This is a genomic window from Corallococcus silvisoli, from assembly GCF_009909145.1.
Taxonomy (GTDB): domain Bacteria; phylum Myxococcota; class Myxococcia; order Myxococcales; family Myxococcaceae; genus Corallococcus; species Corallococcus silvisoli.
On record NZ_JAAAPJ010000018.1, the window covers coordinates 190,279 to 204,731 of the forward strand.

13 protein-coding genes are annotated in these 14,453 nt (G+C 71.3%); 8 read left to right on the forward strand and 5 right to left on the reverse strand.

The genetic code is table 11. The features are described from left to right. Nucleotides 1–519 (reverse strand): hypothetical protein, encoded by a 519-nt coding sequence (locus GTY96_RS30515; RefSeq protein WP_186002134.1) that lies wholly within the window; start codon nucleotides 517–519, stop codon nucleotides 1–3. A gap of 255 nt (nucleotides 520–774) precedes the next feature. On the opposite strand from GTY96_RS30515, the gene clpB reads away from it, so the two are divergent. Continuing rightward, nucleotides 775–3,399, forward strand: coding sequence for an ATP-dependent chaperone ClpB (gene clpB / locus GTY96_RS30520; RefSeq protein WP_161666559.1), 2,625 nt, complete (start codon nucleotides 775–777; stop codon nucleotides 3,397–3,399). A gap of 71 nt (nucleotides 3,400–3,470) precedes the next feature. On the opposite strand, the gene GTY96_RS30525 is transcribed toward clpB, so the two are convergent. Together GTY96_RS30525 and GTY96_RS30530 are read right to left on the reverse strand one after the other, a co-directional pair. Beyond that, the gene (locus GTY96_RS30525; RefSeq protein WP_161666560.1) at nucleotides 3,471–4,214 is read right to left on the reverse strand and encodes a glutathione S-transferase C-terminal domain-containing protein; all 744 of its coding nucleotides are present in this window, start codon (nucleotides 4,212–4,214) and stop codon (nucleotides 3,471–3,473) included. 80 nt (nucleotides 4,215–4,294) lie between these two features. Then, nucleotides 4,295–4,714 carry an arginine repressor gene (locus GTY96_RS30530; RefSeq protein ID WP_143907413.1) on the reverse strand — a complete coding sequence of 140 codons (420 nt, stop codon included), beginning with the start codon at nucleotides 4,712–4,714 and terminating at the stop codon, nucleotides 4,295–4,297. 180 nt (nucleotides 4,715–4,894) lie between these two features. Between GTY96_RS30530 and GTY96_RS30535 the strand changes: the two genes are divergently transcribed. The 7 genes from GTY96_RS30535 to argC are packed head-to-tail and all read left to right on the forward strand — an operon-like array spanning nucleotide 4,895 to nucleotide 12,644. Beyond that, entirely contained in the window at nucleotides 4,895–5,899 is a 1,005-nt protein-coding gene (locus GTY96_RS30535; RefSeq protein WP_143907415.1) for an N-acetylornithine carbamoyltransferase, read from the forward strand. Nucleotides 5,900–5,957: 58 nt separating this feature from the next. Then, a complete protein-coding gene (gene argB, locus GTY96_RS30540) occupies nucleotides 5,958–6,884 on the forward strand; it encodes an acetylglutamate kinase (RefSeq protein ID WP_143907418.1) in 927 nt (308 codons plus the stop codon). After that, nucleotides 6,881–7,942, forward strand: coding sequence for a M20/M25/M40 family metallo-hydrolase (locus GTY96_RS30545; RefSeq protein ID WP_161666561.1), 1,062 nt, complete (start codon nucleotides 6,881–6,883; stop codon nucleotides 7,940–7,942). The genes argB and GTY96_RS30545 overlap by 4 nt, the downstream gene beginning before the upstream one ends. Further along, the gene (gene argH / locus GTY96_RS30550) at nucleotides 7,935–9,284 is read left to right on the forward strand and encodes an argininosuccinate lyase (RefSeq protein ID WP_328701060.1); all 1,350 of its coding nucleotides are present in this window, start codon (nucleotides 7,935–7,937) and stop codon (nucleotides 9,282–9,284) included. Before GTY96_RS30545 ends, argH begins: the two co-directional genes overlap by 8 nt. Before the next feature lie 39 nt (nucleotides 9,285–9,323). Next, complete coding sequence (gene argG, locus GTY96_RS30555) at nucleotides 9,324–10,511, forward strand: argininosuccinate synthase (protein WP_161666563.1); 1,188 nt, start codon at nucleotides 9,324–9,326, stop codon at nucleotides 10,509–10,511. A gap of 4 nt (nucleotides 10,512–10,515) precedes the next feature. After that, nucleotides 10,516–11,577: a DUF1611 domain-containing protein gene (locus tag GTY96_RS30560; RefSeq protein ID WP_143907426.1), complete on the forward strand. Its 1,062-nt coding sequence runs from the start codon at nucleotides 10,516–10,518 to the stop codon at nucleotides 11,575–11,577. Then, nucleotides 11,574–12,644, forward strand: a complete 1,071-nt coding sequence (argC, locus tag GTY96_RS30565) for an N-acetyl-gamma-glutamyl-phosphate reductase (protein WP_161666564.1) — start codon at nucleotides 11,574–11,576, stop codon at nucleotides 12,642–12,644. Before GTY96_RS30560 ends, argC begins: the two co-directional genes overlap by 4 nt. A gap of 264 nt (nucleotides 12,645–12,908) precedes the next feature. On the opposite strand, the gene GTY96_RS30570 is transcribed toward argC, so the two are convergent. Then, the gene (locus tag GTY96_RS30570) at nucleotides 12,909–13,622 is read right to left on the reverse strand and encodes a hypothetical protein (RefSeq protein WP_161666565.1); all 714 of its coding nucleotides are present in this window, start codon (nucleotides 13,620–13,622) and stop codon (nucleotides 12,909–12,911) included. 22 nt (nucleotides 13,623–13,644) lie between these two features. Next, on the reverse strand, nucleotides 13,645–14,442 hold the full coding sequence (gene truA, locus GTY96_RS30575; RefSeq protein ID WP_161666566.1) for a tRNA pseudouridine(38-40) synthase TruA: 798 nt from the start codon (nucleotides 14,440–14,442) through the stop codon (nucleotides 13,645–13,647). Between the last annotated feature and the right edge of the window lie 11 nt (nucleotides 14,443–14,453).

The window sequence follows — 14,453 nt, forward strand, 5'->3', positions numbered from 1 at the left end:
TCAGCCGGCGTCCGTCACCGCGCGGGGCGACGTGGGGCCCAGCAGGAGCGCCTCCAGGGAGGCCATGGCGTCGGACTCCGGGCCGGCGGCCGTGCCCTCCAGCGGCAGCACCTGGGCCAGCGCGGCGCGGGGCATGCGCAGCAGCTCGTCCCGGGTGAGGCCGAACACGTACGCCAGGTGCCCCATGGGCCAGCGGGACTGGAGCCGGCTGAAGGCCGCGTCGTCCAGCTCCTCCAGGGGACACGGCAGCTCCGCGTCCTCGTACACCACCTTCTCTCCCCCTACGCGCCGGCCATTGCCGTAGGCGATGACCTCTTCGCCCTCGTCCGCGTCGTACACGTAGGCGTGCACGGTGGCGTTGGCGGCGGCGGACAGCAGGCGGGCCAGGGCGTGGTGCGCCGCGTACCAATGCGCACCCTGCCGCCCCTGGGAGAAGGGCCCCAGGAAGGCCAGCCGCACCACCTTGCGGCGGCGGTTGATGGTGACGCGCAGCGCCGTGGCGGCCGGGGCTCTGTCCATCGACAGCGCCTCCCGGGCCAGACGCACCAGCGCCAACCCGGAAAAGGTGTCGAGTCGAACGAGATAGCCGCCGTGTGCGTCCAGAGTGAAGCCCCCGAGGATGGGCGCCGCCTATAACCGAGCCCCCCACCCCCTGGCAACTGCGCCACCACGAATACCCGGCTGCTTCCAGCGGCTCAAAGTATTCCGGGGAAATCGCAAGGCATACAGGCAGTGTCGTCTTGCCAAGGGGGCCCCGGCTCTTACGTTCAAGGCATGCGACTCGACAAATATACGGTGAAGGCGCAGGAGGCGATCCAGGAGGGTCAGTCCCTGGCCCGCCGGGCCGACAATCCCCACTACGAGCCGGAGCACCTGGCCACGGCGTTGCTGGGTCAGAAGGACGGCCTCGTCGAACCCCTGCTGCGCAAGATTGGCGTGGACGTGAAGCTGTTCGCGGGCCGGCTGGGGGAGGCGCTCCAGAAGCTGCCGCGCATGCAGGGCGGCGAGAGCGCCATGCTCAGCCAGCGCCTGATGAAGACCTTCGACAAGGCCGAGGACGAGGCCAAGGCGCTGAAGGACGAGTTCACCTCCTCCGAACACCTGCTGCTGGCGCTGACCCAGGACAAGGGCGCGGTCGGCGAGGCGATGAAGTCCTCCGGCGTGATGCGCGAGCGCGTGCAGGCGGGCCTCAAGGAGGTCCGCGGCTCCGGGCGCGTCACCAGCGCGGACGCGGAGTCCACCTACCAGGCCCTGGAGAAGTACGGGCGCGACCTCACGGAGGCCGCGCGGAGCGGGAAGCTGGACCCGGTCATCGGCCGCGACGAGGAGATCCGCCGCTGCATCCAGGTGCTCAGCCGCCGCACCAAGAACAACCCCGTCCTCATCGGTGAGCCGGGCGTGGGCAAGACGGCCATCGCGGAGGGGCTGGCGCGCCGCATCGTGGACGGCGACGTGCCGGAGGGCCTGAAGAACAAGCGCCTCATCACCCTGGACCTGGGGGCCATGGTGGCCGGCGCGAAGTACCGCGGCGAGTTCGAGGAGCGCCTCAAGGCGGTCCTCAAGGAGGTCGCGGACGCGTCCGGGGAGATCATCCTCTTCATCGACGAGATGCACACGCTCGTGGGCGCCGGGAAGGCCGAGGGCGCCATGGACGCGGGCAACATGCTCAAGCCGGCGCTCGCGCGCGGCGAGCTGCACTGCATTGGCGCGACGACGCTGGACGAGTACCGCAAGCACATCGAGAAGGACGCCGCGCTGGAGCGCCGCTTCCAGCCGGTGTTCGTGGGCGAGCCGTCGGTGCACGACACCATCAGCATCCTGCGCGGCCTCAAGGAGCGCTACGAGGTCCACCACGGCGTGCGCATCCAGGACTCCGCGCTCGTCGCGGCGGCCACGCTCAGCCACCGCTACATCTCCGACCGCTTCCTGCCGGACAAGGCCATCGACCTGGTGGACGAGGCCTCCAGCCGCCTGCGCATCGAAATCGACTCCATGCCCACGGAGATCGACGACATCCGCCGCAAGGTGACGCAGCTGGAGATCGAGCGCGAGGGCCTGCGCAAGGAGACGGACCCGCACTCGCGCGAGCGCCTGGCCACCATCGAGAAGGAGCTGGCGAACCTGAACGAGAAGTTCAACTCGCTCAAGGCCCACTGGGACGAGGAGAAGAAGGCCATCGCGGCGCTGCGCACGCTCAAGGAGAAGCAGGAGAAGGCGCGCAACGACCAGGCGGCGGCGGAGCGCCAGGGCGACCTGAACCGCGCCGCGGAGCTGAAGTTCGGCGTCATCCCCTCGCTGGAGAAGGACGTCGCCGCGCAGAACGCGAAGCTGGCGGAGCTGCAGAAGAACCAGAAGTTCCTCAAGGAGGAGGTGGACTCCGAGGACATCGCCTCTGTCGTGGCCAAGTGGACGGGCATCCCCGTCTCCAAGCTGCTGGAAGGCGAAATGCAGAAGCTGGTCCACATGGAGGACCGGCTCGCCGACCGCGTGATTGGGCAGCGCAGCGCCATTGAAGCCGTGTCCAACGCCGTGCGCCGCGCGCGCAGCGGGCTGCAGGACCCGAACCGGCCCATCGGCTCGTTCATCTTCCTGGGCCCCACGGGCGTGGGCAAGACGGAGACGGCGAAGGCGCTGGCGGAGTTCCTCTTCGACGACGACACGGCCATGGTCCGCATCGACATGTCCGAGTACATGGAGAAGCACGCCGTGTCGCGGCTGGTGGGCGCGCCCCCGGGCTACGTGGGCTACGAGGAGGGCGGCCAGCTCACGGAGGCCGTGCGCCGCAGGCCGTACACGGTGGTCCTCTTTGACGAAATCGAGAAGGCCCACCACGACGTGTTCAACATCCTGCTCCAGATCCTCGACGAGGGCCGGGTGACGGACAGCCAGGGCCGCACGGTGGACTTCCGCAACACCGTGCTCATCCTCACGTCCAACATCGGCTCGCAGGCCATCCAGGAAGGCATGGCGGGCACGGACACGCTCAACGACAAGACGCGCGGCGAGGTGATGGAGGCCCTGCGCGCGCACTTCCGCCCGGAGTTCCTCAACCGCGTGGACGAGGTGGTCGTCTTCGAGCCGCTGCGCCGCAAGGACATCTACCGCATCGTCGACATCCAGCTGGGGAAGCTCCAGAAGCTGCTCCAGGCCAAGCGCCTCACGCTGGACCTGACGGACGCCGCGCGGGAGCTCCTCGCGGAGCGCGGGTATGACCCCACGTACGGCGCCCGGCCCCTGAAGCGGGCCGTGCAGAAGTACCTGTTGGATCCGCTCGCCCTCAAGGTCCTGAGCGGCGAGTTCGCCCCGGGCGAGCACATCCAGGCGGACGCGGGCCCCGACGGGCTCACCTTCGCCAAGGTGCTGGTGGACAACTCGAAGGGCGTGAAGAAGACGGCGTAACAGGCTTCACCCCAGGCAGCACACGGCGGGCCGCTTCCCCATGGGAGGCGGCCCGTCGCCGTGTGAGGGCCTCAGGTGCGCCGGTGCTTGTCGTAGAGCGCGTCGCGCCACGCGAGGAGGTCCGGGAAGCGGGAGGCGAGCCCCGCGTGCGTCCACACCTCGCGCGTGCCCGGGCCCATGGGCAGGTGCCGGTCCGCCACCGGGCCCAGCAGCACCAGCATCGCCGCGGCGGTGATGTCCGCGTAGGTGAAGGTGCCTCCCTCCAGGTAGGCGCGGCCGTCGCCCAGCGTCGCGCGCAGGCGCTCGTAGGCGGGGGTGACGGCGGCCTCGATGGCCTCCTCCGTGGAGACCGGCACCTGGTGCTTCTTCATGATGTAGCGCATGCCCATGCGCGCGGACGGCGCGCTCAGCTGGCGCAGCCAGAGGGGAAGGAACTTGGGCAGCGATTCCGCCTGGGCACGGGAGTTCGCGAGCATGCGCGGCATCGCGTAGACGCGCGCCGTGTCCAGCACCTGCTCGCTGGTGTCGTTCCACCGCGTGATGGCCGCGACGTGCTCCGCGGGGAAGAGCGGGCGGCCCTGCCCCAGCTCCTCGGCGCGCTTCGCGATGGCGAACGAGCCCTGCGTGGCCGCGCCGGGCGGGTCGACGAGCAACGGCACCGTGCCCTTCACGCCGGGCGGCACCTGCTTGCGCAGCCAGCGCTCCTGGAGGAGGGGGACGTAGTCCTGGAAGCGGTAGGCGACGCGGTGGTGGTCCAACGCCCACCGGGCCTTCTCCGTCCAGCCCGATGCCGTCAGTCCGACGAGGGTTCGCATAGGGGCCGTGACCCTAGCAGGCCTTCCCGGGGGACTTCAGTTTCCGCGTGTTCCTGGTAACTCCGCCACCGGGCCACCGCTCACGGACCGCGCTGGATGAGCTGCTCCACCGTCGCGCGCACGTCCTGCAGCAGCGAGGGGTCCTTCACCGCGATGAAGATGGTGTCGTCGCCCGCCACCGTGCCCGCCAGCCCCTCCACCTCCTCGCGGTCCAGCGCCAGCCCGAAGATCTGCGCGTAGCCGGGCGCCGTCTTCAGCACCAGCATGTTGGGCGGCGCCTCGATGATGGACACGCGCGGAGCGGCCGCCGGCGCCGGCGCCGGGACCTCCATGCGCTGGTAGCGCCCGTTCACCTTCTGCACGCTCAGCTTCCGCAGCCGCCGCGACAGCGTGGACTGACTGGGCGCGTGCCCCGCCTCCTCCAGCAGTGTCTGCAGTACGGCCTGATCCGGAACGTCCTGCTGGGAGATGAGCTGAAGGATGGCCTCGTCCAGGTTCATTCACCCTCACCATGCATGCGGCTGAATACGCACGCAAGGCGCATGAAAAATCCCCAAGAATCTTCTTGTGCACTGCGCCGTTCTGCATAATATCCGCGCCTCCTCAACGAATATGCACGAATTCCAATGCATATTCAGCAGTCCCCATCCATCCGGCGCGGCCGGGGGAGCACGAAGCCCATGAAGCATGTGACCCGCATCCAGGACCTGGGGCCGGAAGGCGTCGAGGCGGTCCTTTCGCAGGCGGCCGCGTGGAAGCAGAAGGATCCGGGGGCCCTCTTCCCGGGGAAGCTCCTGGGCATGGTGTTCTTCAACCCGTCGCTGCGCACGCGGACCTCTTTCGAGGCGGTGATGCTGCGCGCGGGTGGGCACGCCATCGTGCTCGACGTGGGCTCCGGCGTGTGGAAGCTGGAGGACCGGCCGGGCGCGGTGATGAACGCGGACCGCGCGGAGCACATCAAGGAAGCATCCCCGGTGCTGTCGCGTTTCGTGGACATGCTGGGCATCCGCACCTTCTCCCAGGGTGGCGGTGACGAGGAGGACGAGGCCGACCCCGTCATCAACGCCTTCCGCAAGTGGGCCACCGTGCCGGTGGTGAGCATGGAGTCCGCGCGCGAGCACCCGTGCCAGGGCCTGGCGGACGCGCTCACCCTGCGCGAGACGTTCGGCACCACGAAGAAGCTGCCGGTGACGCTCACCTGGGCGCCGCACATCAAGCCGCTGCCCAAGGCCGTGCCCAACTCCTTCCTGCTGTCCGCGGCGGCGGCGGGCTGCGAGGTGCGCGTGGCGCATCCCCCTGGCTTCGACCTGCACCCCGCGGTGCGCGCGGAGGCGGAGGCGTACGCGAAGGCCACCGGCGGCAGCATCACCTACACCCACGACCAGGACGAGGCGCTGGTGGGCAGCCGCGCCGTGTACGCGAAGTCCTGGGGCCCCACCGCGCAGACGGCGAACTCGCCCGCGGACGTGGCGGCGCTGCTGGCGTCGTATTCGGGGTGGATGCCCACGCGCCGGCACATGGCGAAGGCCGCGAAGGACGCGGCGTTCCTGCACTGCCTGCCCGTGCGCCGCAACGTGGAGGTCGCCGACGAGGTGCTGGACCACGCGAGCAGCCGCGTCGTGGACGAGGCGGGCAACCGCTACCACGTGCAGCGCTCCCTCCTGGCCTGGATGCGCGGCGGCTGAAGCCCGCGGCCCGCCGCCCCACCCTTCTTCGTTCCTTTTCGCCTTTCCGAGGTCCACCGTGCCCCTGTCTCCCGACCCGTACGCCGCCCTTCGCAACGCCGCGAAGTACGTGAAGCAGTTCCGCAGCAAGACGTTCGTGGTGAAGCTGGGCGGCGCGGTGCTGACGGACCCGCGCACCCGCAAGACGGCGTGCGAGCAGATCGCCCTCTTGTGGGCCTTCTCCATCCGCCCCGTGGTCGTGCACGGCGGCGGGCCGGAGCTGGACGCGCTCTGCGACGCGCTGCACCTGCCCATCGAGAAGGTGGCCGGCCGCCGCGTCACCTCCGCGCCCGTGCTGGACGCGGCGAAGATGGTGCTCGCGGGCAAGCTGCACACGGACCTGCTGGCGGACCTCCAGGCCGCGGGCGTCCCCGCCGTGGGCCTGTCCGGCGTGGACGCGGGCCTCATCAAGGCGCGCAAGCGTCCGCCCGTGCTCGTCACGGAGCCCGGTGAGACGCAGGGCCGCATGGTGGACTACGGCCTCGTGGGCGACATCGAGTCGGTGGACACGCGCGTGGTGGAGCACCTGCGCAGCGCGGACTTCGTGCCCGTCATCGCCCCGCTGTCCGGCGGCCAGGACGGCGCGGTCTACAACACCAACGCGGACACGGTGGCGGCGGCGCTCGCGGCGGCGCTGCACGCGGAGAAGCTCTTCTTCATGGTGGAGGTGCCGGGGCTCCTCAAGGACGTGTCGGATCCGTCGTCGCTCATCTCGCTCGCCACGCTGTCGGACCTGGCCTCGCTGGAGGCGGAGGGCCGGCTGACGGGCGGCATGCGCCCCAAGGCGCACGCCATGCGCCACGCGCTCGTGGGCGGAGTGGGCAGCGTGCACCTGGTGAGCGGCAAGCAGTCCGACGCGCTCCTGGAGGAGGTCTTCACCAACGAGGGCAGCGGCACCATGGTCGTGCGCGAGCACCCGGTGAAGCACGGCGAGGCCAAGGGTTGAACCCCACCGAGCTGCTCACCGCGCTGGTCGCCACGCCCAGCGTCTCCGGCGACGAGGCCCGCATCGCGGACCTCGTGGCCAGCCATGCGGAAGGCTGGGGTGCCCGCGTGCACCGCCAGGGCCACAACGTCTGGTTCAGCGTGGGCAGCGGGCCGAAGCGCCTGCTCGTCAACTCGCACCTGGACACGGTGAAGCCGTGCGCCGGGTGGAACACCGAGCCGCACGAGGCCGTGTGGAAGGACGACACCCTCTACGGCCTGGGCGCCAACGACGCCAAGGGCTGCGTCACCGCCATGCTCCTCGCCGCGAAGGCGCTCCTGGAGGAAGGCGCGCCCCAGGGTGTGGAGTACGTCTTCGCGCTCACCGCCGAGGAGGAGACGGGCGGCAAGGGCCTGGGGCCGCTCCTGTCCGAGCTGGGGCCGCTGGACGCCGCCGTCGTGGGCGAGCCCACGTCGCTCAAGCCCTGCACGGCGCAGCGGGGCATGCTGCTGCTGCGCTGCGTGGCGCACGGCAAGAGCGGCCACGTCGCGCACGCGCACACGGGCGGGCTGGACAACGCCATCCTCAAGGCGGCCCGGGACATCCAGGCCGTGTCCGCCCTGCGCTTCCCCGCGCACCCGCTGCTGGGTGAGGCGCGGGCGCAGGTGACGCAGGTGTCCGGGGGCCTGGCGCGCAACCAGGTGCCGGACCGGTGCGAGTTCTTCGTCGACCTGCGCACCACGCCGGGCATGGACCACGCGACGGTGGCGCGGGACGTGGGCGCGGCGCTGGAGAGCGAGGTGGTGGTGCACTCCGCGCGCTACCTGCCCAAGGGCACGGACGCGGCGCACCCGCTGGTGCGCGCGGCGGTGGCGGCGTCCGGACAGGCGACGGTGGGCTCCAGCACCACGTCCGACTGGGCCTTCCTGGGCGACGTGCCGGCGGTCAAGGTGGGGCCGGGGGACACGCTGCGCAGCCACCAGGCGAACGAGTACCTCACGCGCGCGGAGCTGGAGGCGGGGCTCGCGTTCTATCGACGATTGCTGCACGGCTATGCCGGGGAGGTGGCGCGTGGCTGAGACTTTGTGGGGCAAGGGCCAGCCGCTGGACGCGGCCATCCACGCCTTCACCGTGGGCGACGACCCGGTGGTGGACCTGTCGCTCGTGCCGCACGACGCGCTGGGCAGCGCCGCGCACGCGCGCATGCTCGCGCACGTGGGGCTGCTCACGCCGGAGGCCGCCACGTCGCTGGTGGCCGCGCTGCACGCGCTGCACGACGAGGCCCGCCAGGGCCGCTTCACCATCCGCCCGGAGCAGGAGGACGGACACACCGCGCTGGAGGCGGCGCTCGTGGAGCGCACGGGCGAGGCGGGCAAGCGCATCCACCTGGCGCGCTCGCGGAATGACCAGGTCCTGCTGGCCCTGCGCCTGTACCTGCGCGAGGAGCTGCTGGCGCTGGGGGCGCGCACGGCGGAGCTGGCCGGGACGTTCCTCGACTTCGCGCAAGCGCACGCGGACCTGCCCCTGCCCGGCTACACGCACCTGCGCCGCGCGATGCCGTCCACCTTCGGCCTGTGGGGCATGGCGTTCGCGGAGGGGCTGCTGGAGGAGCTGGAGGCGCTGAAGGGCGTGTGGGGCCGGCTGGACCGGTGCCCGCTGGGCGCCGCGGCGGGCTTCGGCGTGCCGCTGCCCATCGACCGTGAATATGTCGCGCGGTTGCTCGGTTTCAGTCGGGTTCAACGCAGCCCCATCGACGCGCAGGACAGCCGGGGGCGGCATGAGGCGGCGCTGCTCACCTGGGCGTGCTCGGTGGCGGGCACCCTGGAGAAGTGGCTGTGGGACGTGCAGCTCTACAGCATGGACGAGTTCGGCTTCCTGGCCCTGCCGGACGCCTTCACCACGGGCTCGTCCATCATGCCGCAGAAGAAGAACCCGGACGTGGTGGAGCTGGCCCGGGGCCGCTGCCGCGAGCTGCGCGGACTCGCGCACCAGGTGGAGGCGGTCGCGGGCGGCCTGCCGTCCAGCTACCACCGTGACTTCCAGTTGCTGAAGCGCCCCACGTTCCAGGCGCTCGCCAGCACGAAGGCGCTGCTGGAGGTGCTGTCGCGGCTGGTGCCCGCGCTGAAGGTGAACGCGGACAAGGCTCGCGCGGCGTGCGACGACACGCTCTACGCCGCGCACCACGCCTACGCGCTCGTGGCCCAGGGCCAGCCCTTCCGCGACGCGTACCGGGAGGTGGGCCGCCAGCTCAACGAAGGCACCTTCCAGCCGGACCGCGGCGCGCTGACGGCCACCCACCTGGGGGGCGCCGGCAACCTGGGCCTCGCCACCGCGCGCGAGGAGCTGGCGCAAGCGCGCGACTGGCTCACGCGCACCCACGCCCAGCAGTCCCAGGCCGCGGGCCGCGTCTGGGCCCCCTGAAGCATCCCCACCCTTTTCGCAGCAACAGGAGTCCTGAAGATGAGCAAGAAGTCCGTGGTGCTGGCGTTCTCCGGTGGCCTCGATACCGCCTTCTGCACGGTGTACCTGCGCGAGCAGGGCTGGGACGTCATCACCGTCACCGTGGACACGGGCGGCTTCCCGCCCGAGCAGCTGGAGCGCATCCAGGCCCTGTCCCAGAAGCTGGGCGCGGTGGCGCACCACACGGTGGACGCGCGCGACACCCTCTTCCAGGGCTACCTGCGCTTCCTCGTCGCGGGCAACGTGCTGCGCGGCCAGCTCTACCCCCTGAGCGTCTCCGCCGAGCGCGCCTGCCAGGCCGTGGAGGCGGTGCGCATGGCGGAGAAGCTGGGCGTGCAGGCCGTGGCCCACGGCAGCACCGGCGCGGGGAATGATCAGGTCCGCTTCGACGTGGCCTTCCGCACGCTCGCGCCCCAGCTGCAGCTCATCACGCCCATCCGCGACCTGGCGCTCTCGCGTCAGCAGGAGCTGACCTTCCTCGCGGAGCGCGGCTTCCACCTGCCGGCGAAGACGGGCGCGTACTCCGTCAACGAGGGCATGTGGGGCACGTCCGTGGGCGGCCGCGAGACGCTGGACTCGTGGAGCACCCTGCCCGAGGCGGCCTTCCCCGGCGGGGAGATCCCCGCCGACCTGAAGCCCCTGCCGCTGGTCATCTCCTACGACAAGGGCGTGCCGGTGGCGCTGGACGGCCACGCGCTGTCGGCGGTGGCGGTGGTGGAGAAGCTCAACGCCCTGGGGCGGCCGTACGGCATTGGCCGGGGCGTGCACCTGGGCGACACCATCCTGGGCATCAAGGGCCGGGTGGGCTTCGAGGCGCCCGCGGCGCACCTGCTCATCGCGTCGCACCGCGAGCTGGAGAAGCTGGTGCTGTCGGGCAAGCAGCTCTTCTGGAAGGAGACGGTGGGCAACCTGTACGGGTCGCTGCTCCACGAGGGGCACTTCTTCGACCCGCTGGTGAAGGACCTGGAGGCGTTCCTGGCCTCCTCGCAGGACCGCGTGACGGGCGAGGTGAAGCTGGTGCTCACCCCGCGCGCCCACGTCGTGGAAGGCGTGCGTTCGCCGCACTCGCTGATGGACGCGAAGGTGGCCACGTACGGAGAGGCCAACGTGTTGTGGACGGGGACGGAAGCGGCGGGGTTCGCCAAGCTCTACGGCGTCGCGCAGATGCTCTCGCAGAAAGCGAAGTGACGACATGAAGATCCACGTCGACAAGGTGGGCAGTGTCACGCGCAACCTCCAGGTGGGCCGCACGGTCCACCTCACGGACGAGGTGAAGTGCGAGGAGGGCGCCGTCATCGCGGTGCGCATCCACGGAGAGAAGAGCGTCTACAACCAGTTGGAGGACGTGAACGGCCGGCTCGTCACGCTCCACGCGGGCGACATCGTCGTGGGCGCGCTGGGCCACCGCAACGCCCTGCACGGCTACGAGGGCGTGGTGCCCGCGTCCGTCGCGGTGGGCGACCGGCTGAACATCCTCAACATGGGCGGCGTCATCGGGAAGTGCACGTCGCACAACCCGGGCGTGGGCGCGCCGTTCGAGGCGGAGGTGCTGGGCCAGGTCCTCACCTTCCCGGAGTTCCAGTCGCGCGCGGGCCAGCACGCGCACATCTCCACCGGCGCGCTCAAGGGCACGGCGAAGGCGGTGACGTGCCCGGTGGTGTACGTGGTGGGCACGTGCATGAACGCGGGCAAGACGTACGCGGCCAGCGTCGTGGTGCGCAAGCTGACCCAGGCGGGCTACCGCGTGGGCGGCGCGAAGCTCACGGGCGTGTCGCTGATGCGCGACACGCTGTCCATGCAGGACAGCGGCGCGGACGTGGTGATGGACTTCACCGACGCGGGCGTCGTGTGCACCGGGGCGCGCACGGCGTCCAAGGTGGCGCGCATCGTCTTCTCGGAGATGGCGGCCCAGGACGTGGATGTCATCGTCGCGGAGACGGGCGACGGCATCATGGGCGAGTACGGCGTGCAGGCCATCCTGGCAGACCCGGAGCTCAAGGCGCTGGGCGGCGCGTTCATCCTCTGCGCGAACGACCCCGTGGGGGCGGCCGGCGGCGTGCGGCACCTGCGCGAGGTGTACGGCATCGAGATGGACATGGTTGCGGGGCCCGCCACGGACAACGCGGTGGGCGTGCGCTTCGTGGAGCAGGTGGTGGGGCTGCCCGCCCGCAACGCGCGCGCGGATCCGAACGCGCTGGGAAATCTCATCGTGGACAAGCTCGCGCCGAAGCTGGGCGCGGGGAGGAAGTCATGACGTCACCGGCGCACATCTACATCCTGGGGGCCTCCGGTTTTGGTGGAGGCGAGCTGTTGCGGCTGCTCGCGGGGCATCCCGGCGTGGCCGGCGTCCGCGCGGTGTCGCGGCACCACGCGGGTTCCCCCATCCACAAGGTGCACCCGCACCTGCGCGGGCTGGTGGACGCGCGCTTCGAGGCGGAGCCGGACTGGCGCTGGCTGGCGGACTCGCCCCGGCCGGTGGTGTTCAGCGCGCTGGGGCACGGCGAGCTGGCGTCGCAGTTCGCGGGCATGGAGAAGCAGTGGGCGGACGTGGGGCTCACGGAGCGGATGCTGCTCGTGGACCTGTCGTCGGACTTCCGGCTGGACCACCCGGGGCGCTACGCGGGCGCGTATGGCCGTCCGCACCCGGCGCCGGAGCTGCTGGGCACGTTCACCTACGGCCTCACCGAGTGGAAGCGCGAGCAGGTGAAGACGGCGAAGCGCATCGCCAACCCGGGCTGCTTCGCGACGGCGGTGCAGCTGGCGCTGTTGCCCATCGCGGCCACGCCGGGGCTGGGGCTGCTGGCCGTGTCGGGCGTGACGGGCTCGTCCGGCTCCGGTTCGCTGCCGGGCGAGGGCACGCACCACCCGACGCGCGCGCATGACTTCCGCGCGTACAAGCCGCTGGAGCACCAGCACGAAGCGGAGGTGGAGGTGATGCTGGTGGCGCACGGCGCGCAGCGGCACCGACTGGCCTTCGTGCCGCACTCGGCGCCCATGGTGCGCGGCATCTTCGCCACGGTGCAGTTCGAGTGGCCGGAGCACGGCGGCGCGGTGGTGACGCAGTCGCTGACGGAGAAGTACCGCCGCTACTACGAGGGCTCGAAGTTCGTGCGCATCGTGGAGGGCACGCCGCGCGTGGCGGCCGTCACGGGCAGCAACTTCTGCGACATCTCCGTGGCGACGAAGGGCCGCTCGGTGGCGGTGATGGCCGCGCTGGACAACCTGGTGAAGGGCATGGCCGGGCAGGCGATCCAGAACTTCAACGTCGCGCTCGGCTTCCCCGAGGACACCGGCCTGCGTCAGGCGGCCTGCTACCCGTAGGACCTCGCGCCCCGGGCGTCCGCCGCATCTCGCCCGGGGCCAGCATCGCGTCACGCCTGGATCGAGCGGACGGCCCCGGCCCCACTCGAGGCACTGGCGTCTTTGTTCCGTGCCACGCTCGGGGCCAACGGACGCTCCCGCTCAAGTCACGGGCGTCTTCGCTCCGCTTCACGCTCGCGGCCAGCAAACGGATCAGGCTCCACGCAGGCCGTGGGCGCCTTCGTTCACGTCACGTCCGGGCCAGCGGATGCCCCATGCCCCCACTCAGGCCGCGGGCGTCTTCGGCACGTCATCCGAGGGAGAAGCACTCGCCTCGGACGAGGCGGGGGACTCAGCGGCGGCGGCAGGCGCCCCCTCGGAAGCAGCCGTCTCGGCGGCAGGCCTCGCCTCGGGAGTCACCGGCGCCTCGGCACCAGCGGACGCGCCTTCGCGCTGCTCCAGGCGCACGCCGCCCGCCTCGGCGGCCTTGAGGAACTCGTCGTACTCCGACTTGCGCGCCGCGGCCTTCTCCTGAGCGGCGGAGGAGCCGCGCTCGGCGGCGGCGCGGCCCGCGCGGATGGCCCGGGCGCTCAGCAACGTGCCTCCGATGAAGGCCACGATGCGCAGCACCGACGCGAGCCCCCACCCTTGCGTCATCCCCTCCGCGCCGCCGCGCACGAAGTTGAGCGCGAGCACGAACACGCCCCCCGACGCCGCGGCCCCCACCGCCGTGCTCCAGGGGCGGAGGGCGACGATGCGAGCGCCGCCGTAGCAGAGCACCGGCAGCACCGCGAGCACCCACAGGTCCTCCAGCACCACCGCCACGACGATGCGCACGAGGTCGAAGGGGATTGCGCTCACCCGCTCGTGCAGGCGCAGCACCAGCGACACGCTGAGCATGGCCCCCAGCACCAACGACAGGAAGCCCAGCCCGACGATGAACTGGAAGCGGCGGATGCGGACGCGCAGGGGCTCGAGGACACCGGGTTTGGGACTCACGGTCCGAAAGCCTAGCGCACTCTCACCCTTCGTCCTCTTCCCCGACGGCCGCTTCCCCCACCGAGCGAGGGGGCGGGCCATCGCCGTAGAAGACCTCCTCCAGCACCAGCCCCTGCGGCGGCGCGGTGGCCCCGGCCTGCTTGCGGTCGCGGGACGCCAGCACCTCGCCCACCCAGGCCTCGGGGCGGCGCCCCTTCCCCACCTCCACCAGCGTGCCCACCAGGTTGCGCACCATGTGCTTGAGGAAGGCGGTGCCCTCCACCACCACGTCCACCCTGTCGCCGGAGGCGCCCTCCACCCGGACCTGCCGCAGCTCGCGCACCGCGTGCTTCGCCTGGCAGTCCGCGGCCCGGAAGGCGGAGAAGTCGTGCCGGCCCAGCAGCACCTGGGACGCGCGGCGCATGGCCTCCACGTCCAGCGGGGCGAACACCTCCCAGTGCGTCGTGCGCAGCAGGGGGGAGCGCATGCGCCGGTTGCTCAGGCGGTAGCGGTAGCGCTTGCCACGGGACCAGCGGCGGGGGTCGAACTCCGGCGCCACCTCCTCCGCGGCCACCACCGCGATGTCCGGCGGGAGGATGCCGTTGAGCCCCATCGTGTACGCCTTCATGGGCAGGATGCGGGACGCGTCGAAGCACGCGACCTGCCCCGAGGCATGCACCCCCGCGTCGGTGCGGCCAGCGGAGGCCGCGAACACGCGCTCGCCCAGGAGCTTGTGGAGCGCGTCCTGGAGGGTGGACTGGATGGACGGGCCGTTGGGCTGCACCTGCCAGCCCACGTACCGGGTGCCTTCGTATTCGAGCGTCAGCTTGAGCCGGGGCATGGGCGCGGCGC

Excerpts from the sequence above, each read along its gene's own strand:
- argG (WP_161666563.1), top strand. The coding sequence starts at position 9,324 with ATGAGCAAGAAGTCCGTGGTGCTGGCGTTCTCCGGTGGCCTCGATACC.
- GTY96_RS30560 (WP_143907426.1), top strand. The coding sequence starts at position 10,516 with ATGAAGATCCACGTCGACAAGGTGGGCAGTGTCACGCGCAACCTCCAG.
- clpB (WP_161666559.1), top strand. The coding sequence starts at position 775 with ATGCGACTCGACAAATATACGGTGAAGGCGCAGGAGGCGATCCAGGAG.
- argC (WP_161666564.1), top strand. The coding sequence starts at position 11,574 with ATGACGTCACCGGCGCACATCTACATCCTGGGGGCCTCCGGTTTTGGT.
- truA (WP_161666566.1), bottom strand. The coding sequence starts at position 14,442 with ATGCCCCGGCTCAAGCTGACGCTCGAATACGAAGGCACCCGGTACGTG.
- GTY96_RS30530 (WP_143907413.1), bottom strand. The coding sequence starts at position 4,714 with ATGAACCTGGACGAGGCCATCCTTCAGCTCATCTCCCAGCAGGACGTT.
- GTY96_RS30535 (WP_143907415.1), top strand. The coding sequence starts at position 4,895 with ATGAAGCATGTGACCCGCATCCAGGACCTGGGGCCGGAAGGCGTCGAG.
- GTY96_RS30525 (WP_161666560.1), bottom strand. The coding sequence starts at position 4,214 with ATGCGAACCCTCGTCGGACTGACGGCATCGGGCTGGACGGAGAAGGCC.
- GTY96_RS30515 (WP_186002134.1), bottom strand. The coding sequence starts at position 519 with ATGGACAGAGCCCCGGCCGCCACGGCGCTGCGCGTCACCATCAACCGC.